The sequence below is a fragment of the Vibrio sp. CJQ_6 genome (assembly GCF_043106745.1).
Lineage (GTDB): Bacteria > Pseudomonadota > Gammaproteobacteria > Enterobacterales > Vibrionaceae > Vibrio > Vibrio furnissii.
Map to the genome: position 1 here is coordinate 102626 of NZ_JBICMV010000019.1, position 26077 is coordinate 128702.

The window sequence follows — 26077 nt, forward strand, 5'->3', positions numbered from 1 at the left end:
GTTGTCCTACAGATAAATGGCTTGTGCGACACCCGAAGCGTCACCTTCGCCCAGCGCCATCACTTCATCAAGGCTTACCACCCCTTGCAGCGCCAGTTCCATCGCGGATGCTAACAACGGCTTGTAGTCATCAGATGCACGCGCCGCTTGTGCAAAACCAACGGCATCGTTGGCGCGCAGCGCGTCCATCATGTTCTGCTCCAATTCCAGCATTTCAAACACACCAATACGGCCGCGATACCCCGTCAGGTTACAGTTCTGACACCCACGACCTTTGGAAAAACTCGCCTGCACCTGATTCGGGAAACGCACCGACAACCATTGCTGACGCGCATCATCCAGCGTGTCTTCGGTTTTGCAATCTGGGCACACTTTGCGTACCAAACGCTGCGCCACCACTGCGCGAACCGCACTGGCAACCAGATACCCCGGCGCGCCCATGTCGATTAAACGCAGCGCACTGTCGACCGCGTCGTTGGTGTGCAAGGTCGAGAGCACTAAGTGACCCGTCAATGCCGCTCGCAGACCAATTTCCACCGTTTCCTGATCGCGCATCTCGCCGACCAAAATGATGTCTGGGTCTTGGCGCAAAAAGGTGCGCAGCAGCGTCGAGAAATCAAGGCCGATTTTTGAGTTCACTTGCACTTGGTTCACTCGCTCGATGCGGTATTCCACCGGATCTTCTGCGGTAATGATCTTTTTCCCCGGCGTGTTAAGCTCAGACAACGCGCCATACAGCGATGTGGTTTTCCCCGAGCCGGTTGGCCCGGTGACGAGGATCATGCCATGCGGGCGCTTCAACTGGCGGCGAAAACGTACCAACAGATCCGTGGGCATGCCCGCCTCTTCCAACTTACGCACGCCCGACGTTTGGTTGAGCAAACGCATCACCACCGATTCACCGTGCTGCACTGGCATGGTCGACATCCGAATGTCCACCGATTGGCCTTTAGCACGAATGTTAAAACGCCCATCCTGAGGCAGACGTTTTTCGGAAATATCCAAATTCGCCATCAATTTCAGACGCAGCACCAATGCGGGCGCGATGTTGACTTCGTTCAACAAGGTTTCATGCAACACCCCATCAATCCGCTGACGCAAACGTAGCATGTTGGCATCAGGCTCGATATGAATGTCGGATGCGCCCACCTGAATGGCATCTTCAAACAACGAGTTGATCAACTTAACAACGGTGACTTCTTCGCTATCGGCATCGCCGATGGAGAAGTCAAACGCATCATTGACCTGATGCTCGGCATGCAGTTGCTCGGCAAACGTCGCGATGTCTTTCGTGCGGCGATAATAGCGGTCAAATCCTTCCACCAGCTGTTTTTCTGGTGCAATGACAAATTCAAAGTTGTTGTTGGGCAGTTGGTTGAGCAATGATTCTTGGGCAAATAAATCCGCCGGATCACTCATCGCCACACGCAGTGTGTCGCCATGGCGGCCAATCACCAACGCTCGCAGTCGACGGGCATGCACTTCCGGCAGCAACGGCACCGCGTCGATATCGACATGAGCGCGGCTCAAATCAATCAGCGGCAACGACAATTGCTGAGACAAGAAACTCAGCATTTGCTGCTCGGTCAAAAAGCCAAGTTCGATCAGCGTGCTGCCCAGTTTACTGCCGCTTTGGCGTTGAGCCACCAGCGCTTGGTCCACCTGCTGCTCAGTCACAATGCCTTCTTCAACCAGCAAGTCACCCAGGCGTTTACGAAGCTTAATTTGCACTTTGGGTCTCCTCTAGGCTGGCTAGCACCGCCAGACGGTCGCGAATAAAGGTTTGCGATTGCGTGGACAATCCCACCTTCAACAACGCTTGTTGATACGATTGTTTGGCCTGTGGCAGTTCAAACGCGCGTTCCTGCTGAATTGCCAGCCCCAACCACCACCGCCCGTTGTTGGCGTCTTGCTGCGTCAGTTGTTGATAGCTTTCCAGCGCAAGGTCGTTGTGTTGGCTCTTTTGTGCCAGCGCCGCGCGCAGTGACAAATAGTCCACCGATGCCGAATTCGGCAAATAGGCCAGTGGCGATAACGCGGCTTCGATTTGTTTCTCTTTCATCAACAACTTCGCGAGCGCAATACGTAATGTTTCGCCATCATGGTTTAGCTCAATGCCGACCTGCAGTAGATCAAACGCGCGGCGAACATCGCCTTTGCCGTAATAGAGCGCCGCCAGTTTTTGGCGCACGCGTTCATTTTCTGGGGTGTAACGCAGCGCCTCGCTGTAAGCGCTCACTGCGGATTGAAAATCGTTGCTGTCTAACGCTTTGCTCGCGCGCACCACCGCCTTTTCCGCCAACTGTTGTGGCGTCAGTTCCACTTGCTCAATCGAAATTTGTGCAGGCTCCGCTGAGGTGAGCGCCGCATGTTCTACAGGCTGCGCACTCGCCGTACTGGCAAGAAGCAGCGGTTCCGACGAATGCTCAGCCGCGGTTTGCGACGCAGCAGCGACATGCACGGATGACGGTTCCTGCGGCGCTACCCGTTGAGCTGGCACATCATGTTGAGGTTGCTGATGATTGTTCCGTTGCTGATAAATAGCGACCGGAGAAACGGCTGTTTTTTGCGTGGGTGATACGATGCTGGTTTGCACCGCCACGGGCACGCTCACGGAGGTGGTGATGTCGTTGACCGGGGCTTGTTGCGACACCGCCCAACCGCCCACCGCCAAACTCAACCCAAAGCCGCCCACCGCCCACAACCACGCCGGGCGCTGACGCACCGATGGGACATTCGCGGCTTGGATTTGATCCAACGTCGCATGGTGTTGTGTTGCGAGCTGCGATAACGCTTTGTTGATCTCACTCATCAGTGACTCCATCCCCACAGCATCGGGGTTTTAAATTTCGGTTTGCACGTATCAAACGTATCGTGCACCGCAGTAAACAATTGTTGATTCTGAACTCGGGGTTGCTGCGCGTAATACGCCAGCAGCAGCGACTTATGACACACTTGGTTCAGCAACCGCGGCACCCCGCGACAAGCGCGCCACAGGGCCTTTTTCTGATGAAGACTAAACAAACTCGGCTGCGCGCCCGATTTTTCAAGGCGGTTGTCGATGTAAGCGACTGTTTCATTCAGCGTTAAAGGGCGCAGGTGCGCGCTAAACGTGATGCGTTGACGAAACTGGCGCAAATGATGTTGTTCAAGCCGCACATCGAGCTCAGGCTGACCAATCAGGACGATTTGTAGCAACTTGGCTTGTTCAGTTTCCAAGTTGCCAAACAAGCGCAGCACTTCCAACGCGTCATCGGACAAGGCTTGCGCTTCATCAACCATGGCAATCACCCGTTTGCCCGCAAAATGCAACCGCATCAGCTCAGTCTGAATGCCCTCAACCCAATCGCCCTCATCCGCGATGTCGAGCTTCAACTCGGTCGCGACGGCTCGACGCAATTCTGCACCGTTGAGTGCCGGATTAGGCAAATAGAGCAACACAATGTCCTGTGCTAAATGCGTCAGCAACATGCGACATACCATGGTTTTTCCCGTCCCGACTTCACCGGTAATTTTGATCACACCTTCACCCATGGACAGCGCCGCCCCCACCGTTTGAATCGCTTCAAAATGCGGCGCAAGCCCAAGGAACAGGCGCGTATCCGGCGTGAGATGAAACGGCATCTGAGTCAGGCCAAAGTGTTCCAAGTACATCCGCGTTACTCCGCGTCCGGGAACCACTCTTGTAGGAGATCACGCGAACGTTCAAGCTCTTTCTGCCACGTATTCACGCCAACCACCGTTGGTTTCAACAAGATCACCAATTCCGTTTTTTCGGTCAATTCCGTGGTGCTGCGGAACAGATGCCCCAACGCAGGAATATCCCCCAGGAAAGGCACTTTCGAGACTTTATTGCTGGTGTTGGTCTTCATCAGCCCCCCGATCACCACCACATCGCCATTTTGAGCACGGATCACTGAATCCGATTCCCGAATCGAACTGCGTGCCAACGGCAGCGTAAATGTACTGTCGTTGTAGGTAATTTCTTTATCTTGTTGGGTCACTTCGATCACGCTGGGGTGAACATGCAACAGCACGTTGCCTTTGTCATCGATCTGGGGCGTGACGTCCAAGGAGATCCCTGAGAAGAAGGGCGTCAGTTCAACATCTGGCGCAGCTTGAGTGTTGTCACCCGAGCCAACCACGCTGGATAAATCGGTCACGTAGTACTCGTCGCTGCCGACTTTGATCACCGCTTTCTGGTTGTTCGCGGCCGTCACCCGTGGGCTCGACAGCACGTTCAAATCCCCTTGCGTCGCCATAAAGCTCAGCACCGAGGAGAAACTGCCATCTGAGACGGTAATGTTGGTCTGGCCGGACAGCAGCGTGCCGATCGCATCCAATCCCGGCAGGGTCGACGCCGAAGAACCAATGCGGTCAATCACCACTTTGCCATTGCCAAACGACATATTTGACCAGTTGATGCCTTGTTGATAGCCATCGGTCAGCGTCACTTCCAGAATTTTGGCTTCCAGAATCACCTGACGCTGCATACGTTGCTGCGACACGTTCAGGAACTGACGCACTTCACGCACTTCGTCAGGATAGGCACGCAAGGTCAACACCCCGGCTTGCGGCGTCACGACCACACTCTGCCCGCGGCCGCTGCCAATCAGCCGTGACACGGCTTTTTCCAATTGTGGCCAGAAATCACTTTCACTGAGCGTTTCAATTTCAGTCCCGCCACGTGCTGACGTACTGTTGCTGTTGCTGGAACTGCTGTTGTTGCTACTTGAACTGGACGATGTTGAACTCGAAGAACTTGAGTTGTTCGAATTGGTATCCGTGTTGGTGATCGTGCCAGTGGTGATCGCCGTTAATGAGCGGCCACTGCGCTTGAATTGCAGGTAATCCACCGGAATGGTCACCGTGCGTAGGCCCGCCGGATAGACTTGAATCACTTTGCCGACTTTCTCAATCTCATATCCGTACAAATCGCGCACCACATTTAGCGCTTCATCCAACGTGACATCGGTCAGGTTAACGGTAATGCGGCCTTCGACCGCAGGATGCAGCGCCACACTGTATTCGCTGTTCTGCACCAAGCTGGCAAAGAAGGCTTTCGCTGCCACATTATTGGCCTGAATACGAAAACGCTTTAAGTGCGTTGCAGCGGCTGAATCGCTTGGGGTCAGATCAGGCATTAGATCCGCTTCCACCGACGCAGGCAACTGTTCCAGTTGGCGACTGTTGGCCTCGTTGATCGACTGATTCAACGACTGCTTCACTTCCACGGGATCTCTGTGTCCCATGGAGCAACCCACCAAGGCGGTGATCATGACACCGATAGCCACTTTACGCATATGCACATTCATACCTTAATTCTTGATATTCAGGGAGAAAAGCTCAAGCTCCCAACGTTGACCACCGCGAACCAGCGTGACCGTGGATGGCGTCACTTTCGCGACCTGATAACCACGAATGCTGTCACCCGCCGCCACCAGCTGATCATTGACGATCGCAGAACACTGCTGCTGGCAAATGATGCTTTGCAGTTCTGGCAACGGATACTGACGCGCCTTCTTTTGTACCTGACTCGGCGCGTAGCCGAGCGGAGCCGTCGGGTCTTCTGCGGCCTGTAGCGTCATTGAACACAGTAACGCGCCCAGCAATACACCTGCTTTAACCACCGATAAATTCCTCCCGAGAGCCAAGGGTGTACACCTGCAAAATCAAACGGGCTTGTGGGTAGGTTTCCACTTGATATTTAAAGCTGCGCCAAAAATACTTCACAGGCAAACTTTCCAGAGCCAACAAGTAGTCGCGAATCGCAAAATAATTGCCCGTCAGTTCAATGCGAACGGGATGAATATAATATTTCACCGCATACGAATTGGTTTTAGCCGGAATGATCGATTCCGCGGGTAACGATTGCAGACTAATCAGCTTCAATTTGCTGCTGCTATCCAGCACGCTTTGCAGCAGTTGCGCCATCTGCGTTGGCGATACCAAGGTTTCGGTGATCTGCGCCAGATCCATCGATAGGGACTGACTTTGCTCCAGCAAGGTTGCTAATTCTTGATCAACACTGGCATCGGGATCCTGACTCAACGCCACTTGCAGCTGCTCGATGCTGAGCTGCATACTTTGATTGGACGAGGTCAGCCCCTGCAATTGCATGGCCTGCTGACCATGTTTCGCCATCAGCGGGTCCACCAGCAGGGTTTGTAGCAGCAACACCACAGCAATCAAGCCACACAAACCAATCAACCATTTTTCTCGCGGTGAGCGTTTGTCAAATGCGTCAGACCACGCATTCCACTGCTGTTTCATTATTTCGCTCCCTGTTTGGTTTTGAGCTCAAACGTCACAACATCTTCGTCGTTGCGACCAATCACCAATTGATCGAAGCTGCGTCCAACCAGATGTAATTCACTTTGGAAGGCTGCGATCCAACTCGGCACCACTTGGGCATCGCGCGCCAAGCCTTGAATATCAAAGCGCTGTTGATCCATGTCAATCTGACTGAGAGAAATATCGCGGCGCGCCAATTTTGCCAACGCATCCATCACACCGGAATAACCCACTTGCTGTGCATGGTCAAAATCATGAATCGCATTTAAAGAGGCCTGTTTGGCTTCAATTTCTTTTTTCAGCCGCGCCACCGCCGCCACTTTGCTGGCAGACGGCTGATGCCGATCCAAGTCCTGCTTCAACGTTTTAAATTGTTGGTTCAATTGCGACGCTTGTTGTTGGACCACGCGAAGCTGCTCTGCTTGCTGCGCGGTGGTCCAGCCATACCATCCTGCCGTCATCAGCATCAACACCAATACCGCGCCCCACGCTGCGACCATCGTCGTTAACGTGAAGTACTCTTTTTTTGGTTTCAGTGCATCCTGATAAAAGTTAAGCGTATCTGTCGGTGTGAGCGACGTATGCTGCGCCAGCACTCGGCCCGATTCCGACGAACATTCATCTTCACATAACGGCGCCACTTTGACGTTCAAACGCTCATTCAGCGCTTGTACTAACTCGGCGTGGTCTTCGTCATCGCAACACACGCGCAGTTGATGAAGGGCCACCCCTTTCATTTGCGACGAGAGATAATCGATAGAGCGTTGCAGCTCAAGCGCTAAACCATCCAACTGCAGCGCACTGCTTGCCACGCCCGTGATCGGTGCTACGATGCCGCGTAATGTACGCTGAAAGTTGCACCGTTTATCGACAAAGGCATCGAGTTTGAAATAGCCGCCTTTGCTGCGTTGCAGCAACAGAAAATGGGACAAGTCCGGTAAACAGTGCGCCCAAACTTCTTGCTCTGGCAGCATGCGGCCGAGTTGGCACCCGAGCCCTTCCAGCGCGGCCGCCACTTCCAACACCTGCTTTTTGGCCATCACATACGCTTGAATTTTGCTGCTGCCCGTCAGCGGATGCGCATCAGCCACCACTTCGGTGACTTTTTCATTGATCAGATCTTTGAGTAGGAACGGCAATGCGGCCGGCCACTCTTCTCGCGGAATCGCCGGCTTTTCGATTTGATAACTGTGGTACAACTGAGAATGCAACACCACATCGACCGTCACGCCTTTGGCTGCAGTCTGTTTGAGCTCCTGCGCTAAGGCTTGAGGCCATGATAGATTGGCAAGCGGAACACTGTCGGGTAACACGAGGTCCGTCGACGAGGAAAAATAGATGGCATCTGGCTGAACCACGGCAAAAATAGAGCGGTCAGGAAGAGTCTTGGGGAGCAGTTTCTTTATCAGAGCATCAATGTTCATTGGTCACTTACTTGGTTCGCCAGCGATTGCGTTTACCCGGTTTCACGTGTGTGTCAGCCTGATCGAGTGGTGCAGGTAACAGCGCTTGTTCCGCTTCAAACAAACGTCCCTGCCCTCCATCAACCCCCAGCGATAACAAGGTTTGCCATTCGGTCTCATTTTCTACGCCGACGGCAATGACTTTTGTTTGTGTACCACCACAGACGCCAATCATACTGCGTACAAACAGCTGATTTTCATGGCGCTGATCGATATTCTTTATCAAACTGCGGTGTAATTTCAAATACTTAATGTTGAGATCTTTAATGTAATGCGTTGCGACGATCGTCCGACCCGCTTGGCCGACCACTAAATCGCAGCCAAGCCCCGCAATCATTTTCAGTACCGGGCGCATGTAGTCGAGGTGCTGCACTAAGTGACCTTCAGAGAATTCAAACGACAAGCGCGAACGCAAACTGTGTGGCAGTTGCATCAATTCATTGCGGAACCAACGTAAATAACGCTTATCGGCAAATGGCGTGACATTCATGTTCAGGGAATAGTGCCCCGTGAAATCGGTCAATTTCAGCAGTTGTAACACACGGACAAATACCGCGCGATCCAACACCATTTCATAACCGACCGTTTCCAGGGCGGCGCTGAAGCGGGATGCTTTCAGGATGCCTTGCTCAGGATCGTAGATTCGAACAAACAGCTCGTCGTGAATCAATGTTAATCCATTCAATTCTTCCGATAAATAGCACGACTGTCGGAATAATCTGATTTTCTCAGGCGTAAGACACTGATTGAATAAGGAACGCCAGCGTACACTGCCGCGCTCATCCTCCACTTTGGCGACTTTTTTAAACTTACTCCACGCGTTACAGCCTTGAAGGCCAGCACTCTTCAGCGCGGTTTCTGCTTCATCAATAATACGGCCTCGGCGCTCCCCTTCCTGATACATGCTGACGCCGATGTGGAACCAATTATCCGCATCGAGCGGATAAGGCGGCGACAAACGCTCAATCAGTTTCAGACATTGCGTGGCAACGTGCGCGACATCTTTAGAGCTTTGATGCGGCATAAAGATGGCGAACACGGATTCGTAGTAACGCGACAAAATGACGTCCGGATAACGCGCAATCACGTTGGAAATGCACTCACCCACTTCCACCACAAATTCATCGATGGTGCGTTTTTCTTGCTCTTCCCGCGCGGCATCTAACTCATCCAAACGAATCATGATCACGCCACCACGCGCGCCGCTTTCAAGCAGTGCCGATTCTAACTTGCTGTCAAACAGCACTCGGTTGGCAGCACCGGTGAGCTGATCCAAAAAGGTTTGGCTGCGAATGAAGGTATCAAAGCGGCTGCGCTCTTGGCGCGCATCTTGTAACTCCTCAATCAGCACGTCCAATGCTTCACTGGCGGTGTAAGGCCATTCGCGCTCATCCCCTTTGGCGAACTGCTCGACACGCCCGGCTAAAATCATGCGCCCGCGCTCCTCCAGCAATTCAGACCCCATTAACTGCTCACGCAACCACTTAATGCTGCGAACCAGACAGAACACGATCAACGCGACCGCCAAAGAAATCGACCACATCGCGCCCATCGAATACCCATATCCGAGGTACGGTGGCACCGCTTTGAAATGAATTGAATAGCCTTGGTTACGCGCCAAAGGTAGGTCGACGGCATAAAGCCGATCGGGATCTGCTTTTGAGGAGGTGTCTTTGAAACGGTAGATGGTGCCCGCTTGAGAAGAGAGCTGCATTTCAACGATGTTTGACGCTTGCAACATTTTCGGCATCCAGCGCTGCATTGAATAGGCAGCGTCCGGATCTTCCAGCTCTTTATCCACCACTTCCACGATCCCTTGCAAGTAGTGATTGAGGTATTCCTGCCCCATTCGCTGAAAGGAAAGTGCGCCGCCAATGAACAAGATGAACATGGCGCTGGTGACGATCAGGGTGACAAACGCGACCAAACGCGTACTCAATTTAAGAGTCGGTGTATACCGCATGAAACTGAATTCCCTTCCTATTCATCGGTTGAGGACACAAGACCGAGCTGGGTTTCAAACACTTAATGGAACAGATGGATACTTAACTATATAAAAAAGCCGCGAATTTCGCGGCTTTTTTCAGAAACAGAACGCTTAGAATGGGATATCGTCATCAAAATCCATTGGCGGTTCATTGTACTGAGGCTGAGATTGCTGAGGTGCTTGCTGCTGCATCGGTTTATGCTGCTGCATCGCAGGTTGCTGAGGTTGACCCCAACCGCCTTGTTGTTGCTGTTGGTTCATGCCGCCACCCTGTGCTGGCATGCCGCCTTGTTGACGGCCACCCAACATCTGCATTGTGCCGTTGTAACCTTGCACAACCACTTCGGTTGAGTAACGGTCTTGACCACTTTGGTCCTGCCACTTACGTGTTTGCAGTTGACCTTCGATGTAGACCTGAGAACCTTTGCGTAGATATTCACCCGCGACTTCCGCCAGTTTTCCGTACAGAGCAACACGGTGCCACTCTGTTTTCTCGCGCTGTTCGCCAGTTGCTTTATCACGCCATGTTTCTGACGTGGCTACAGTGATGTTTGCAACTGCACCACCACTTGGCATGTAGCGAACTTCCGGATCACTACCAAGGTTGCCAACCAAAATTACTTTATTCACGCCACGGCTTGCCATGTTCTGCTCCGTATTCAAATCTGGTGTTTTTTAGATAAGTCCGCAAGGATAACACGCTTTCATTCGCGTACCAATCATCCGCCGGATTGTTATCGGTCCCGAGTTAAAAATCCACGCCAACGTCGCTCTTTTTTCGGCATCCATCGAAAAATTCAGTTTTGATAGGACGCTCATTTACGCCACAGATTGAATTCTCACGCAAACACTCAGTAAAAATTCGCCTGCACGCACAAAGTTCGGCAAGGTAACCGATTCATACTTTGCACCCTCAAGGAAGAGCTCATGCAACGCGCCAATTATGCCCGAACGATTTACTATTTGTGTCTGGATGCCACCCTCCCTCCGCCACCCCCATTGGGTGACGCACTCACACGACTCGCCCTGCCTGTGCCACAGATTGAACCCGAACAACTGTTGCAAGCGTATCAAGCCGACAAACATAAAATCCTACTGTTTAATTATGGTGAACATGACGCGATTCGCCAGCGTTTAGGCCCCTTGCCCATCACCAGCCCCCACTTGGAAACCATTTTATTTGGTGTAGAAAAACGCCTGCGCACGGAAGAACTTCTCACCTTTGGCAACCTGAAAGGCTTGTTTTATCAAGATGACGCGCCCTCATCGATCGCGCAGGGATTGGCGGAAATCATCAACGGTCAGAATTGGCTGCCACGCCATGTCAGCAGTCAGTTGTTGCATTACTATCGCCACATTTTCCAGCATCATCACACGCAAGCAACCATCGAGCTCACCACACGTGAATTACAAATCCTACGCAGCTTGCAGACGGGCGCCTCAAACATGCAGATGGCGGAGAGCCTGTTCATCAGTGAATTTACCGTCAAGTCGCACCTCTATCAGATCTTTAAAAAGCTCTCGGTCAAGAACCGAACCCAAGCCATCACATGGGCCAACCAAAACCTGCTCTCATAATTGGGTCAATCAGCACATTTTCTCGCCCCAGACCTGAGAATGTGCTGAAGTTCACATCGAGAACATGATAAAGTGCCCGCAATCTTTGCTTCCCCATACGCAAATCTAATAAAAAATAGGGCTTTAATTATGATTAAGAAATGCCTATTCCCGGCAGCTGGCTATGGCACACGTTTCTTACCTGCAACCAAATCCATGCCAAAAGAGATGATGCCTGTCGTCAACAAACCCCTGATTGAATACGGCGTCGAAGAGGCAATTCAAGCGGGCATGACGGGTATGTGCATCGTGACCGGCCGTGGTAAACACTCGATCATGGATCACTTCGACATGAACTACGAACTGGAACACCAGATTCGTGGGACCAACAAAGAAGAACTATTAGTCGATATTCGCCACATTATCGAAACCGCGCAATTTACTTACATTCGCCAACGCGAAATGAAAGGATTGGGCCATGCGATCCTCACCGGACGTGAACTGGTGGGTGATGAACCTTTCGCTGTGGTTCTGGCAGACGATCTGTGCGTCAACGAAGATCAAGGTGTCCTTGAGCAAATGGTCGCGCTCTACAAGCAATTCCGCTGCTCAATCGTGGCCGTACAAGAAGTCCCTGAAAACGAGACCCACAAATACGGCGTGATTGCTGGCGAAATGATCAAAGACGATCTGTTCCGTGTCGATGACATGGTCGAAAAACCGGAGGCAGGCACGGCGCCAAGCAATCTGGCGATCATTGGTCGTTACATCCTGACCCCCGATATTTTCGAACTGATCGAAAACACCGAACCGGGCAAAGGTGGCGAAATTCAGATCACCGACGCGCTGCTGAAACAGGCGAAAGCTGGGTGTGTTCTGGCGTACAAATTCAAAGGCAAACGCTTTGATTGTGGTAGCGTTGAAGGCTACATCGAAGCAACCAACTACTGCTTTGAACACCTGTACAAAAAAGACCAGCAAACTGTTGAATTGGCAAAACATTCAACCAAAAAAGCGTAATCCTTTTTGAGCAGAACGCATGAAAGCCATCGGAAACGATGGCTTTCTTTTTAACTGTTTTTTTATCCAGTACTTCTTTGCACAAATCTCACTCTATGTAATACTTGTTCGACTTGGTATGACATAGAGCAAATCTGATGGATAAAATCGAAGTACGTGGCGCTCGTACCCATAACCTCAAGAACATCAACCTCACCATTCCACGCGACAAACTGATTGTCATCACCGGCCTCTCCGGCTCAGGCAAATCGTCACTCGCGTTTGATACTTTGTACGCCGAAGGGCAACGTCGCTACGTCGAATCCCTATCAGCTTATGCACGTCAATTTCTGTCATTGATGGAAAAACCGGATGTCGACCACATTGAAGGCCTCTCTCCGGCGATTTCGATTGAGCAAAAATCGACATCCCACAACCCGCGTTCAACCGTCGGAACCATCACCGAAGTCTACGATTACCTGCGTCTGTTGTACGCTCGCGTCGGCGAACCTCGTTGTCCGGAGCACAAAGTCCCGCTGACCGCGCAAACCATCAGCCAAATGGTGGATAAGGTGCTGGAAATGCCCGAAGGCGCCAAGCTGATGCTGCTGGCTCCGATTGTGAAAGAGCGCAAAGGCGAACACGTTAAAACGTTGGAAAACCTCGCCGCTCAGGGCTTTATTCGCGCTCGGATCGATGGGGAAACCTGTGACTTGTCCGATCCACCGACCTTAGAACTGCACAAAAAACACACCATTGAAGTGGTGGTCGACCGCTTTAAAGTGCGCAGCGATCTACAACAACGTCTGGCGGAATCGTTTGAAACCGCGCTGGAGCTGTCCGGCGGGATTGTGGTCGTCGCACCGATGGAAGGCGAAGGCGAAGAGCAGGTCTTCTCTGCCAATTTTGCGTGTCCGCATTGTGGTTACAGCATGCGCGAGCTCGAACCTCGCCTGTTCTCATTCAACAACCCTGCGGGCGCCTGCCAAACGTGTGACGGCTTGGGGGTGCAACAATACTTCGATCCGGCTCGCGTGATTCAAGATGCCAACCTCAGCCTTGCGCAAGGTGCCATTCGCGGTTGGGATCAGAAAAACTACTACTACTTCCAAATGCTGACTTCGTTGGCGGATCATTATGGGTTTGATCTACACACCCCATTTAACAAACTGCCCAAGAAAACTCAGGAGATCATTCTGCACGGCTCGGGCCGCACGGAAGTAGAATTTAAATACATCAACGACCGTGGCGATATTCGTGTCAAACGTCATCCGTTTGAAGGCATTCTCAATACCTTGGAACGTCGCTACCGTGACACGGAATCCAGCTCGGTACGCGAAGAGTTGGTGAAATACATTTCCAACAAACCGTGTGCGAGCTGTGCAGGCACACGCCTGCGCCTTGAAGCGCGCAACGTGTTTGTCAACGACACCACCCTGCCGCAAATTGTCGAGCTGAGCATTGCAGATGCGCTGGCATTCTTTCAGTCGCTGAAACTAGAAGGTCAACGCGCGCAAATCGCCGAGAAGGTGATGAAAGAGATCAACGACCGCCTGCAATTTCTGGTCAACGTCGGCCTCAACTACCTCAACCTGTCGCGCAGTGCCGAAACACTCTCTGGCGGTGAAGCGCAACGTATTCGCCTCGCGAGCCAAATCGGTGCCGGTCTTGTGGGGGTGATGTATGTGCTGGATGAGCCGTCGATTGGCCTCCACCAGCGTGACAATGAACGATTACTCAAAACCCTTAACCATTTGCGCGATCTGGGCAATACGGTGCTGGTCGTCGAGCACGATGAAGATGCCATTCGTTTGGCGGATCACGTGATTGATATCGGCCCGGGTGCCGGCGTACATGGCGGCTCTGTGGTGGCAGAAGGCACCGTGGATGAGATCATCGCGAACAAAGACTCCTTAACCGGTCAGTACCTGAGCGGTGCAAAAGCGATTGCCATTCCGAAACAGCGCGTCCCTCGCGATGCCAAGAAAACCGTTGAGCTCATCGGCGCGACCGGCAACAACCTCAAAAACGTGAATCTGTCGATTCCGGTCGGCTTGTTCAGTTGTATCACGGGCGTCTCCGGTTCAGGTAAATCCACCCTGATCAACGACACCTTCTTCAACATTGCGCATGTGGCGCTCAACGGAGCAACAACCTCAACGCCAGCGCCGTACAAATCGATCAAAGGCTTGGAACATTTCGATAAAGTGATCGACATCGATCAAAGCCCGATCGGCCGTACACCGCGTTCTAACCCGGCCACATACACCGGCATCTTCACGCCGATCCGCGAACTGTTTTCCGGCACGCAAGAATCGCGCTCTCGCGGCTACAAACCGGGGCGCTTTAGTTTCAACGTCCGTGGCGGTCGCTGTGAGGCGTGTCAGGGAGACGGGGTGATCAAAGTCGAAATGCATTTCCTGCCAGATGTGTATGTGCCATGTGACGTGTGTAAAGGAAAGCGTTACAACCGCGAAACTTTGGAAGTGCGTTATAAAGGCAAAACCATCGATGAAGTGCTGGACATGACGGTGGAAGATGCGCGTGAATTTTTTGAACCGGTTCCGGTGATCGCGCGCAAACTGCAAACTCTGATCGATGTCGGTTTGTCTTACATTCGTCTTGGTCAAGCGGCGACCACGCTGTCTGGCGGGGAAGCGCAGCGAGTGAAGTTGGCGCGAGAACTGTCTAAACGCGACACTGGTAAAACGCTGTACATTCTTGATGAACCCACAACTGGCCTGCACTTCCATGACATTCAGCAGTTGTTGGATGTGCTGCATCGCTTGCGTGATAACGGCAACACCGTGGTGGTGATCGAGCACAATTTGGACGTCATCAAAACGGCGGACTGGATTGTCGATTTGGGGCCAGAAGGCGGACAAGGGGGCGGTGAAATTATTGCGCAAGGCACGCCAGAAGATGTGGCGCAGGTCGAAGGATCACACACAGCGCGCTTCCTTAAGCCTATGTTGAAATAAAAAAAAGCGGTAAAGTGACGAAACCAGCGACCTCACGCTGGTTTCTTTTTTTCCATTTGGTTGTGAGACATTATGGCAACATTGTTACTGAGTGGCACTCAACTCGAACCGCAAGCGCCCAGTGTTCCGTTGAATAAACCGTTTCTGCTTGCGTTGGGGGGCGTGTACCTGCTCGCCATGCACTTTTTTATGCCCAATCCGGGCGGCGCCGGATTGGCATTATCGTTCAATGTCACCACGTGGCTGGTACTGAGCATTGCGCTCGCCGTTGGCCTCTATCAACTGGCCAATTCCCGTAAGCTGCGTTACTCCAAACTGACGGTCGTATTTGTACTCAGTTGCGTGATCATGACGCTGCCGATGTGTTACACCAACGCCAATTGGCAAGGCGCACTGAGCCGCTTGACCGGACTATGGGCAGGGATGCTGTTGTTTGTTGTGCTCCAGCAATTTTATTTCAGCAACAAGCACAAACAACGCTTGCTCTGGTTCATCGTTCTGGCTTGTCTGATAGAAGCCGCCTTTGGCCTGTTTCAATACTTTGAGCTCAAACCCGGCAATCTCTTTGGCTACAACACCACGGCTAATCGCCCTTACGGCATTTTCCAACAACCGAATGTGATGGCCAGCTTCTTGGCCACGGGGTTGGTACTTTCAGGGTATCTCCTCGCTCGCCAGCCCAAGAAATACAACAAACACCTCAGTGAAGTCAGCCTGCTCTATTTAACCCCGCTCATGACGCTCCCCCTGCTGGTTGTGCTGGCATCGCGGACAGGGTGGTTGTCGGCCCTCTTCGGGGTGGCGTTAATTCTGCCGTATCTCTACCGCTTTTCAACGCGTCAGCGTTTTATCAACTGGCTGCTGGCCACCCTCGCTGGTGTCCTGCTCGGTCTCGCCGCAGGGCACTCTGCGGGCACTGCACAATTGATTGAGCAAAAAGCTGATTTGGACAGTCCGCGCCGTTACACCTTTCCTCAAGCGGTGGACATGCTGATCGAGAAACCATTTACCGGATACGGTTACGGGAATTTCGAAGCCAAATACATGTTGTATACCGCGCGTCAGCATCAACTGAACAACCGCTACCCGCCCGGTTTGCCTGCGATGGATCATCCGCACAATGAGATCCTGTATTGGGGCGTCGAAGGTGGATTGCTGCCGATCCTCGGTATGGCGATTGCAGCAGGATTTGTGTTGATGCGCATCCGTTCGGCCAAAAAAGGCACGCGACTGGCGATGTTTGCGCTGTTGTTGCCGATGGTGCTGCACAGCCAGTTGGAATATCCGTTTTATCACTCTGCCATTCACTGGGTTACCTTTGTGATCCTCCTATTTTGGATCGACCAGCGCGTCGCAAAATATCGCTTTGCGCGCTTTAGCAAAATCAGCAAGTCCGCCCTGCGCATCACCAGTTTGTTGCTGCCGTTCCTGACGGCGGTGTATATGCTCAGCGCATTACACACCAACTACATTCTGATGAAGTTTGAAGGCTCGCATCCAAAGAATCCGGAGCTGTTGAATCAGGTCACCAATCCCGTGGTATGGCAGGATCGCTATGATTGGGACGTCTACAGCACTTACCTCAATATCGGTTTGTACAGTCAGCAGCCGCAATACATTCAGCCCTATATTGATTGGTCGTTGGCGATCATCAAACACAAACCTCGCCCTGCGTTTTACAGCAACCTGATTCTGGCCTACCAAGGCTTGGGCGATCACAGCCGCGCCGAACAGATCCGTGCCGAAGCAGAATTCCTGTTTCCTCGTCAAGACTTCACCACTGTGCACTACGTGCCGCCCTCTGCGGCAGTCTCGAGCGCACCGAATCTCGATGACGAGTAAATGATGACGAATAAAAAAGGTGGCCTCGGCCACCTTTTTTTGCAGTAAAACTTTTTGCCATGCAACGTCGCCATTTATTGCGTCAGAGCATCTTCCAAAGCCTTAAGACATAGCGCAATATTTTCCGCTCGCGCGCCATAACCCATCACGCCAATACGCCACGCTTTCCCCGCCAACGCCCCCAAACCTGCACCAATTTCTAAGTTGTATTCATTCAATAGGTGATTGCGCACCGCGGCATCATCAACCCCCTCAGGAATGTAAACCGTATTCAACTGCGGCAAACGACTGGCTTCATCCACCACAAACGTCAATCCGAGCTGTTCTAGACCCGTTTTGAGTTTCTCGTGCATCTGCCGATGACGTGCCCAGGCGCTTTCCAGCCCTTCATTTTTCAGCATCAATAACGCTTCATGCAGCGCATATAAACTATTCACAGGAGCAGTATGGTGATAGCTGCGTTTACCCTGCCCGCTCCAATACCCCAGCACCAAACTCTGATCGAGGAACCAGCTTTGAATCGGCGTCTTGCGTGACTGTATTTTCTCAATCGCTTGAGCAGAGAACGTCAGCGGCGATAAACCCGGTGCACACGACAAACACTTCTGGCTACCCGAATACACTGCATCCAGTTGCCACTCATCCACCAGCAACGGCACTCCGCCGAGTGAAGTCACCGCATCGACAATCGTCAACATGCCATGCTGCTTTGCCAATGCGCCCAACGCTTGGGCATCACTGCACGCGCCGGTCGAGGTTTCCGCATGCACAAATGCCAGAATCTTCGCATCAGGATGTTGTGCGATCGCGTCAGCCACTTTGTCAACCGAGACGGGGGCGCCCCATGCATCATCCACAATCACCACATCGCCACCGCAACGCACCACGTTTTCACGCATGCGCTCACCGAACACACCGTTGCGGCACACGATCACTTTATCGCCCGGTTCAACCAAGTTGACGAAACACGCTTCCATGCCCGCACTGCCTGGCGCGGAGACTGCAATGGTAAAATCGTTCTGAGTTTGGAATGCATATTTCAACAACTGCTTGAGTTCATCCATCATGCCGACAAACAGCGGGTCCAAGTGGCCAACTGTTGGGCGGCTTAATGCCTGCAAAACCTGAGGGGAAATATCCGATGGCCCCGGGCCCATCAAAATGCGGTGTGGGGGAATGAAACTGCGGATGGTCATAAGTGCTCCTTGCTTTGGGGGTTGAGGAAAATCAAGGTTAATCCAATTCGTTCGCCACCACAATTCGACGGAGGTCTAGAGGTCGAACCACTGTCACATTCAGTGCATAATTATTTTCATTTGCTAAGACATTTACGATTGACATTAAGTACATAAACCCGTTCAATGTCTGAGCTATCTAGCAGAAGAGGAGCACTGCCCAGGCAGGTGTTTTGTGGAGCCTCAACTCCAAAACAGAACACTCAGGGGGAGCAGTGCCGAGATGGATCAGAATTGTGGTTCTGGTTTGTCGGTTGAATGGGCTGAATCCCTTCAACTGTCATCAGTACAACGCTGATGAAGAGCTTCTGAGGAAACCTGTCAAAGTACACCTCTCTTTTTTGCTCTAAGAACACTCTCTTCAAAACATTGGACGTTGGATTACCAACCATTTTATTTTCTGGGAAGTCTGGGAGAAATGCCGTGAGTGCATTCAATGTCGCCAAATTTGGCGGTACAAGTGTTGCAAATTTCGAAGCCATGAGCCGTTGCTCTGCCATCATTGAAAACAATCCACACACCAAATTAGTGGTCAGCAGTGCCTGCTCAGGTGTGACCAACCTATTGGTTGAACTGGCCAATGGCGTGCAAGAGTCAGAACAACGCGCCCTGATCCTCAAACAGTTGGCAGATATTCATCATGCCATCATTGACCAATTGGCGGATCCGACTCAGGTCGAAAAAGAGGTACACACGATTTTAGACAGCATCGCGAGCGCGGCTGAAGCAGCCTCGTTTCAATCCAGCAAAAAACTAACCGATCATCTAGTGGCGTGTGGTGAGCTGATGTCGACGCATATTTTGGCGCAACTGATGCGCGAGCGAGGCGTCAATGCGGTACGTTTTGATATTCGCGACGTGCTGCGCACCGATGATCATTACGGCCGTGCGGAACCTCAGCTCGACGAGATTAAGCGTCTGGCAAAAGCAACACTGGTGCCTTTGTGCCAGCAAAACGTGGTTATCACGCAAGGCTTTATTGGTTCAGATGAACAAGGCAACACCACCACACTAGGTCGTGGCGGCAGTGACTATTCTGCGGCGCTGATTGCCGAAGCTGTTGAAGCCAGCGGCCTTGAGATCTGGACGGATGTCCCAGGCATCTACACCACCGATCCACGCATTGCCCCCAAAGCGGCCCCTATTCCAGAGATTAGCTTCAGCGAAGCGTCAGAGATGGCCAACTTTGGCGCCAAGATCCTGCACCCTTCGACGCTGGTTCCGGCGATTCGTCACGGCATCCCGGTGTTTGTCGGTTCGTCAAAAGAGCCAGAAAAAGGCGGCACTTGGATTCGCCAAGAAGTGGAAAACTCGCCACAATTTCGCGCCTTGGCCCTGCGCTGCAACCAAACTATGGTGACGCTGCGCAGCGCCAAGATGTTCCACGCTTACGGCTTCCTCGCCAAAGTATTTGAGGTGCTGGCCAAGTACAAAATCTCCGTCGATCTGATCACCACCTCAGAGATCAGTGTTTCGCTGACATTGGACAAAACCGACACTGCTGGCGGCGCACCAGAGCTGCCGCAAGAGGCTCGTGCAGAACTGGAAGAATTGGCGACAGTCGAGGTGGAACACAACCTGTGTCTGGTCGCGTTGATCGGTAACCAGATGGAAACCAAAGGCTACGCCAAACAAGTATTCAGCACATTGGGTGACTTCAACCTGCGCATGATTTGCTACGGCGCCAGTGATCACAACCTGTGTTTCTTGGTCGATGCTCCCGTGTCGAAGAACGTGATTCAGAAACTGCATGAAGATCTGTTCGAGTAATCAATCATTTCATGTGTCACACGTATAAAGAAAAGGTCACCCGTGGGTGACCTTTGTTGTTTCTGTGCTTTGCTGTTTCCGTGCTTAGCCGTTGATATTGGGCCCAAGCCATTTTTCAGCTTCGAGGTGATCCCACCCTTTGCGCTGAGCGTAGCTTTGCACCTGATCATCTTGAATCTGCGCAATGGCAAAGTAGCGCGAATCCGGATGCGAGAAATACCAGCCCGATACTGACGCGCCCGGCCACATCGCATAACTGGTAGTCAGCGACATGCCAATCGTCTCTTCAACCTCAAGCATCTCCCACAGGGTGCCTTTCTCAGTATGTTCAGGACACGCGGGATAACCGGGCGCCGGACGAATCCCCTGATATTTTTCGCGAATCAGTTCGTCGTTCGACAGGTTTTCATCCGTCGCGTAGCCCCAAATCTCTTTGCGCACTTTTTCATGCAGATATTCCGCAAATGCTTCAGCCAAACGATCCGCCACCGCTTGAATCATGATCGCATTGTAGTCATCGCCCTGCGCTTTGTATTGATCCGCCAACTCACGTTCGCCAATCCCGCCCGTGACCGCAAATGCACCAATCCAATCCTTTTTACCACTCGATTTCGGCGCGATGTAATCCGACAAGCAGTAGTTTGCCCCTTTGGGCTTGTGGGTTTGCTGGCGTAGGTTATACAGCGTGTGTGCCACTTCCGTACGCGACTCATCGCGGTACACTTCAATGTCATCCCCGACACTCGCGGCTGGGAATAACGCGCACATACCGCTGGCTTTGAGTAAGCCTTCACGTTCGACTTTGTCCAGCAATTCGTTGGCATCCTTAAACAGACGCTGCGCCTCTTCGCCCACTTCTTCATGTTGCAAGATCGCCGGGTATTTGCCCATCAGCGACCAAGTCATGAAAAATGGCGTCCAGTCGATGTACTGACGCAATGTAGATAGCTCAAAGTGTTCAAACACATGGACGCCAGGTTTGGCAGGCACTGGCGGTGTGTAGCTGTCCCAATCAATCGGCGCTTTATTTGCCCGAGCTTCCGCAAGTGTCACCGGACGCGTCTTCGGCGTTTTACGCGCATGTTGATCACGTGTGCGTTCGTAGTCCAAATCCAATTTTTCAATAAAGGCTGGACGCAACTCATTCGACAGCAATGAGGTACACACCCCCACCGCGCGTGAGGCATTGTTTACATACACCACAGGCTGATGATAGTTTTGCTCAATCTTCACCGCGGTATGCGCTTTCGAGGTCGTCGCACCGCCAATCAGCAACGGCAAATCAAACCCTTGACGCTCCATTTCTTTGGCGACGTGTACCATTTCATCCAGCGATGGTGTGATCAGGCCAGACAAACCGATGATGTCGACGTTCTGCTCACGCGCCACTTTAAGGATCTGTTCACACGGCACCATCACACCCAGGTCAATGATTTCGTAGTTATTACACTGCAATACCACACCGACAATGTTCTTACCGATGTCATGCACATCGCCTTTCACTGTCGCAAGCAGGATCTTACCGTTGGTTGAGCCCGATTGTTTTTCAGCATTGATATACGGTTCTAAGTGCGCCACCGCCTGCTTCATCACGCGCGCCGACTTCACCACCTGCGGCAGGAACATTTTGCCTTCGCCAAATAGATCGCCCACCACGTTCATGCCGTCCATCAGCGGGCCTTCAATCACTTCCAGCGGCTTGCTCGCATTGACGCGTGCTTCTTCGGTATCTTCAACAATAAATTCGGTAATCCCTTTGACCAACGCATGTTCCAGACGTTTCGCAACTGGCCAAGTCCGCCATTCAAGCGCAGACGCATCGTCCTGTTTGCCCACCGCGTTTTCGCGATACGCCTCAGCAATCTCCAGTAGGCGTTCGGTCGCGTCGTTGTGGCGGTTGAGGATCACATCTTCGACCGCTTCCCGCAGCGTCTCTGGCACGTTGTCGTAAATTTCCAGCTGGCCGGCATTCACGATGCCCATGTCCATGCCGTTTTTGAAACAGTGATACAGGAACACCGCGTGGATCGCTTCACGCACATAGTTGTTGCCGCGGAAGGAGAACGACACGTTGGAGACACCGCCAGAGATCATGGCATGCGGCAAATCGCGTTTGATGTCCGCAACCGCGTTAATAAAGTCGAGCGCATAGTTATTGTGTTCATCGATACCGGTCGCGACCGCGAAGATGTTCGGGTCAAAAATGATGTCCTCTGGTGGGAAACCCACTTCATCAACCAGAATATGGTAAGCCCGGCGACAGATTTCTAATTTACGTTCACGAGTATCGGCTTGGCCAACTTCATCGAACGCCATCACAATCACCGCGGCGCCGTAGCGACGTACGAGTTTCGCCTGTTGAACGAATTTCTCTTTTCCCTCTTTGAGGGAGATGGAGTTCACGATACCTTTACCCTGAATGCATTTCAGGCCCGCTTCGATGACTTCCCACTTGGATGAGTCGACCATCACCGGAACTTTCGAAATCTCTGGCTCCGACGCACAGAGGTTCAGAAAGCGCACCATACAAGCCTCGGCATCTAACATGCCTTCATCCATGTTGATGTCGATGATCTGCGCGCCATTTTCGACCTGTTCACGCGCGACATCGAGCGCTTCGTCATACAGCTCTTCTTTAATCAGGCGCTTGAAACGTGCCGAACCGGTCACGTTGGTGCGTTCCCCCACGTTCACAAACAGCGTTTCTTTGGCGATGTTCAGCGGCTCAAGGCCCGAGAGACGACATTCCACATTGAGCGTTGGCAACGCGCGAGGCGTCACGCCTTCCACGGCTTTCGCCATTGCAGCAATGTGTTCCGGCGTCGTCCCACAACAACCGCCCACTAAATTGAGGAAACCCGTCTTGGCCCATTCTTCAATGTGCTCGGCCATCTCTTCTGCCGAAAGGTCGTATTCACCAAAGGCATTGGGTAAGCCGGCGTTGGGGTGAGCAGAGACATGACATTCGGCAATACGTGATAACTCTTCCACGTATTGACGCAGTTCGTCAGGGCCCAACGCACAGTTCAAGCCAAAAGAAATTGGGCGCACGTGACGCAGGGCGTTATAGAAAGCTTCAGTGGTTTGGCCCGACAACGTACGACCAGAGGCATCCGTAATGGTGCCTGAAATCATCACGGGCAATTCAATGCCCAGCTCTTCAAATACCGACTCGACCGCAAACGCACACGCTTTGGCGTTCAGTGTATCGAAGATGGTTTCAATCAGGATGAGATCACTGCCGCCCTTAATCAGTGCGCGCGTCGATTCAGAATACGCTTCAACCAACTGATCAAAGGTGACATTTCGATAGCCGGGGTCGTTCACATCCGGTGAAATCGAACACGTACGGTTGGTTGGGCCAAGCACGCCAGCCACATAGCGAGGTTTATGCGGCGTTCTCGCCGTCCATTCGTCTGCCGCTTCACGCGCGAGCTTCGCTGCTGCCAAATTGATCTCAGCACTCAGCGATTGCATGTCGTAATCCGCCATCGCAATGGTGGTGGCATTGAAGGTGTTGGTTTCGAGTATATCGGCGCCCGCTTCAAGGTAAGCGGTATGAATCTCTTTGATCAACTGAGGCTGAGTAAGTACCAACAGGTCGTTATTTCCCTTCAGATCACTGTGCCAGTCGGCAAAACGTTCACCGCGATAATCCTGCTCTTCCAGCTTATATCCTTGGATCATGGTGCCCATACCACCGTCGATCAACAAGATTCGCTGTTGCAGTTGCGATTCAATTTGGTGTCTTACATTAGTTCCCACAATACAGCCTCATTCCTTTTGCTTTTTTCCCATCCTATCACACATTGAATAGAAATCTAGACGTCTAAAACAGCAAATTTACTCGATTCATTGACCCGCGAATTGATAAAAGGGTATATAAAAAAGTGTTTGCTATTTACCCAGCATCGAAGGACAATTTCGTTCATATTTTGTTACACAACGAGAAGAAAATGTCGGTCTACTATACTCTGTGCTTTCTATCTGCTGCGGCAATGATGATCGCCTTTTTAAACAGTAAGATAGGTAAGATGCAAACCACGATTGCAATCACTGCCGGGTCCATGTTGCTTTCCTTACTTATCCTCATCGCCGGTCAGAATAACTGGTTTCATCTGACTCAAATTGCCACTGAAACAGTCACCAGCATCAACTTCGAAAACTTCCTCCTCAAAGGTATTTTAGGATTCCTTCTATTCGCCGGTGGTCTGGGCATTAAACTGCCGAACCTGAAAGATCAAAAGTGGGAAATTACGGTTTTAGCACTGGGTGCGACGCTCTTCTCAACCTTCTTCATTGGTTTCGGTCTCTACGGTCTCTGTCAACTTATCGGTATCCAATTTGATTTAGTCTACTGCCTGCTGTTTGGCGCACTGATTTCACCAACCGACCCCATCGCTGTTCTGGCCATCGTCAAAAAACTCAACGCCCCAAAACGTATTTCCACGCAAATCGAAGGCGAATCGCTGTTTAACGACGGCTTTGGTCTGGTGATCTTCGTGACCATCTTTACCATCGCATTCGGCCATGAAACACCAACCGTCGGCAGTGTGTTTGGTTTGTTTGCACAAGAAGCCATGGGCGGCATTCTGTATGGTTTCGTATTAGGTCTAATTTTCCACTACTTGATCAGTGCCACTGACGACCACTCCATGGAGCTGTTACTGACCATTGGTATTCCAACCGCAGGTTATGTGTTTGCTGATGTGATTCACGTCTCTGGCCCGCTAGCAATGGTAGTGTCGGGCATCATGATTGGTAACTGGACCCGCTTTATCGGTTTCTCGAAAGAGAGTGAAGAACATTTGGATCACTTCTGGGAATTGGTCGACGAATTCCTTAACGGCGTACTGTTCCTGCTGATCGGTATGTCGATGCTGCTATTTGAATTCCACGAGGAAGACTGGATCATGATGGCCATCTCGATTCCACTAGTTCTGTGCGCGCGTTACCTGAGTGTGTTCATGTCTTACATCGGTTTTAAGCGTTACCGGAAATACAACCCTTGGTCGATTAAGATCCTGACGTGGGGTGGCTTGCGCGGTGGTTTGGCGCTCGCAATGGCACTATCAATTCCATCTGGCATGATGGTGATTCCAGACAAGCTCATTGACGTGAAAGAGCTGATTCTGGTGATGACTTATTCCGTGGTGGTGTTCTCTATCTTGATTCAAGGCTCAACCATTACCCCAATGATTGAGAAAGCGAAGCAAGCGGAAAAAGAAATGGAACACGAACTGCAGGTTGCAAAAAGCAACGCAGAACAAGCCAAAGAACAGCAAGAACAAAACGTTTAAAGGCACCGTCGTCATCCATGGTGAAAGCAGCAACTTAGTTGCTGCTTTTTTATTGCCGCCACATCCTTCCTCTTCCTTCTCCAGTTTATCCTTTTAATCAGTAGGCATGTCAGTTGTTACGAACATAGGTAAGCAGGGATGATCAACGTTGAGAACGCCTCGATAACCATTCAGCGTCAGCGTTTGATTCGTAAAATCACCCGCGTCAAAGCCGACCGCGTGCTGAAACAAATCCTCTGAGCGACTCCCTCTCTTTGAGCCGATGCCTGTGCATCGACTTTTTTGTCTCAGCCTACTCTCCCATATCAACATTCCATCGAGCGCTCCCTCAAATCACATGTTGTCTCATCGGTTTGTCCCGCCCTTGAGGGACTCCCTATAGACCTCCTCAATAGCGCACCATCAGCAATGGGTTCAATCAGTAACGGGGTCATTGGTGTGGAATCTAATCATGATGTGCAATTCATAAAAGGATGGGAGCGGAGGTGGCACGATACGGTGTAGATTGCATCATCAAGCTAGAGCAGCATGACGTGAGAAGGGGAAGGGGAGCTGAATGAGCAATCGCGCTGAGATAAAGGATGGAGATTCGGTGCGTTTTCTAAACGCCAGATAGCAAAAAACCCAGTCAAAGACTGGGTTTTCAAAA

17 protein-coding genes and 1 riboswitch are annotated in these 26077 nt (G+C 51.7%); of the genes, 6 read left to right on the forward strand and 11 right to left on the reverse strand.

Going from position 1 to position 26077, the window contains the following annotated elements:
* Positions 1-6 precede the first annotated feature (6 nt).
* The 9 genes from ACF8PK_RS10755 to ACF8PK_RS10795 all read right to left on the reverse strand — a co-directional run bounded on the left by ACF8PK_RS10755 (position 7) and on the right by ACF8PK_RS10795 (position 10389).
* Positions 7-1731, reverse strand: coding sequence for a GspE/PulE family protein (locus ACF8PK_RS10755; RefSeq protein WP_014205860.1), 1725 nt, complete (start codon positions 1729-1731; stop codon positions 7-9).
* Positions 1721-2812 carry a tetratricopeptide repeat protein gene (locus ACF8PK_RS10760; RefSeq protein ID WP_392441215.1) on the reverse strand — a complete coding sequence of 364 codons (1092 nt, stop codon included), beginning with the start codon at positions 2810-2812 and terminating at the stop codon, positions 1721-1723. Before ACF8PK_RS10760 ends, ACF8PK_RS10755 begins: the two co-directional genes overlap by 11 nt.
* Entirely contained in the window at positions 2812-3654 is an 843-nt protein-coding gene (locus ACF8PK_RS10765; RefSeq protein ID WP_238825532.1) for an ExeA family protein, read from the reverse strand. The genes ACF8PK_RS10760 and ACF8PK_RS10765 overlap by 1 nt, the downstream gene beginning before the upstream one ends.
* A gap of 5 nt (positions 3655-3659) precedes the next feature.
* Positions 3660-5303, reverse strand: a complete 1644-nt coding sequence (mshL, locus tag ACF8PK_RS10770) for a pilus (MSHA type) biogenesis protein MshL (RefSeq protein ID WP_004724073.1) — start codon at positions 5301-5303, stop codon at positions 3660-3662.
* A gap of 15 nt (positions 5304-5318) precedes the next feature.
* Entirely contained in the window at positions 5319-5630 is a 312-nt protein-coding gene (locus tag ACF8PK_RS10775) for a hypothetical protein (RefSeq protein ID WP_004724074.1), read from the reverse strand.
* Positions 5623-6273, reverse strand: coding sequence for a type II secretion system protein GspM (gspM, locus tag ACF8PK_RS10780; protein ID WP_004724077.1), 651 nt, complete (start codon positions 6271-6273; stop codon positions 5623-5625). The genes ACF8PK_RS10775 and gspM overlap by 8 nt, the downstream gene beginning before the upstream one ends.
* Positions 6273-7718 carry an MSHA biogenesis protein MshI gene (locus tag ACF8PK_RS10785; protein WP_392441219.1) on the reverse strand — a complete coding sequence of 482 codons (1446 nt, stop codon included), beginning with the start codon at positions 7716-7718 and terminating at the stop codon, positions 6273-6275. The genes gspM and ACF8PK_RS10785 overlap by 1 nt, the downstream gene beginning before the upstream one ends.
* 7 nt (positions 7719-7725) lie before the next feature.
* The gene (gene csrD / locus ACF8PK_RS10790) at positions 7726-9720 is read right to left on the reverse strand and encodes an RNase E specificity factor CsrD (protein WP_392441221.1); all 1995 of its coding nucleotides are present in this window, start codon (positions 9718-9720) and stop codon (positions 7726-7728) included.
* A 135-nt stretch (positions 9721-9855) separates the two neighbouring features.
* Positions 9856-10389 carry a single-stranded DNA-binding protein gene (locus ACF8PK_RS10795; RefSeq protein ID WP_014205867.1) on the reverse strand — a complete coding sequence of 178 codons (534 nt, stop codon included), beginning with the start codon at positions 10387-10389 and terminating at the stop codon, positions 9856-9858.
* A gap of 282 nt (positions 10390-10671) precedes the next feature.
* On the opposite strand from ACF8PK_RS10795, the gene ACF8PK_RS10800 reads away from it, so the two are divergent.
* The 4 genes from ACF8PK_RS10800 (at position 10672) to ACF8PK_RS10815 (ending at position 17123) form a co-directional block, all read left to right on the forward strand.
* Complete coding sequence (locus tag ACF8PK_RS10800; protein WP_014205868.1) at positions 10672-11322, forward strand: LuxR C-terminal-related transcriptional regulator; 651 nt, start codon at positions 10672-10674, stop codon at positions 11320-11322.
* Between the two features lie 129 nt (positions 11323-11451).
* Complete coding sequence (gene galU / locus ACF8PK_RS10805) at positions 11452-12321, forward strand: UTP--glucose-1-phosphate uridylyltransferase GalU (protein WP_172561867.1); 870 nt, start codon at positions 11452-11454, stop codon at positions 12319-12321.
* A gap of 137 nt (positions 12322-12458) precedes the next feature.
* Complete coding sequence (uvrA, locus tag ACF8PK_RS10810; RefSeq protein WP_004724090.1) at positions 12459-15281, forward strand: excinuclease ABC subunit UvrA; 2823 nt, start codon at positions 12459-12461, stop codon at positions 15279-15281.
* Positions 15282-15353: 72 nt separating this feature from the next.
* Complete coding sequence (locus ACF8PK_RS10815; protein ID WP_232658402.1) at positions 15354-17123, forward strand: PglL family O-oligosaccharyltransferase; 1770 nt, start codon at positions 15354-15356, stop codon at positions 17121-17123.
* A gap of 74 nt (positions 17124-17197) precedes the next feature.
* Here ACF8PK_RS10815 and ACF8PK_RS10820 read toward each other — a convergent pair whose 3' ends face one another.
* The gene (locus tag ACF8PK_RS10820; RefSeq protein ID WP_143680555.1) at positions 17198-18319 is read right to left on the reverse strand and encodes an alanine--glyoxylate aminotransferase family protein; all 1122 of its coding nucleotides are present in this window, start codon (positions 18317-18319) and stop codon (positions 17198-17200) included.
* 177 nt (positions 18320-18496) lie between these two features.
* Positions 18497-18674, forward strand: a riboswitch (Lysine riboswitch).
* Between the two features lie 107 nt (positions 18675-18781).
* Here ACF8PK_RS10820 and lysC point away from each other — a divergent pair.
* Complete coding sequence (lysC, locus tag ACF8PK_RS10825) at positions 18782-20128, forward strand: lysine-sensitive aspartokinase 3 (protein WP_392441229.1); 1347 nt, start codon at positions 18782-18784, stop codon at positions 20126-20128.
* A gap of 84 nt (positions 20129-20212) precedes the next feature.
* Here the strand turns inward: lysC and metH are convergent, their stop codons facing one another.
* On the reverse strand, positions 20213-23893 hold the full coding sequence (metH, locus tag ACF8PK_RS10830; protein WP_392441230.1) for a methionine synthase: 3681 nt from the start codon (positions 23891-23893) through the stop codon (positions 20213-20215).
* A gap of 191 nt (positions 23894-24084) precedes the next feature.
* Between metH and ACF8PK_RS10835 the strand changes: the two genes are divergently transcribed.
* Positions 24085-25428: a cation:proton antiporter gene (locus ACF8PK_RS10835; RefSeq protein WP_392441233.1), complete on the forward strand. Its 1344-nt coding sequence runs from the start codon at positions 24085-24087 to the stop codon at positions 25426-25428.
* Positions 25429-26077: the final 649 nt, after the last annotated feature.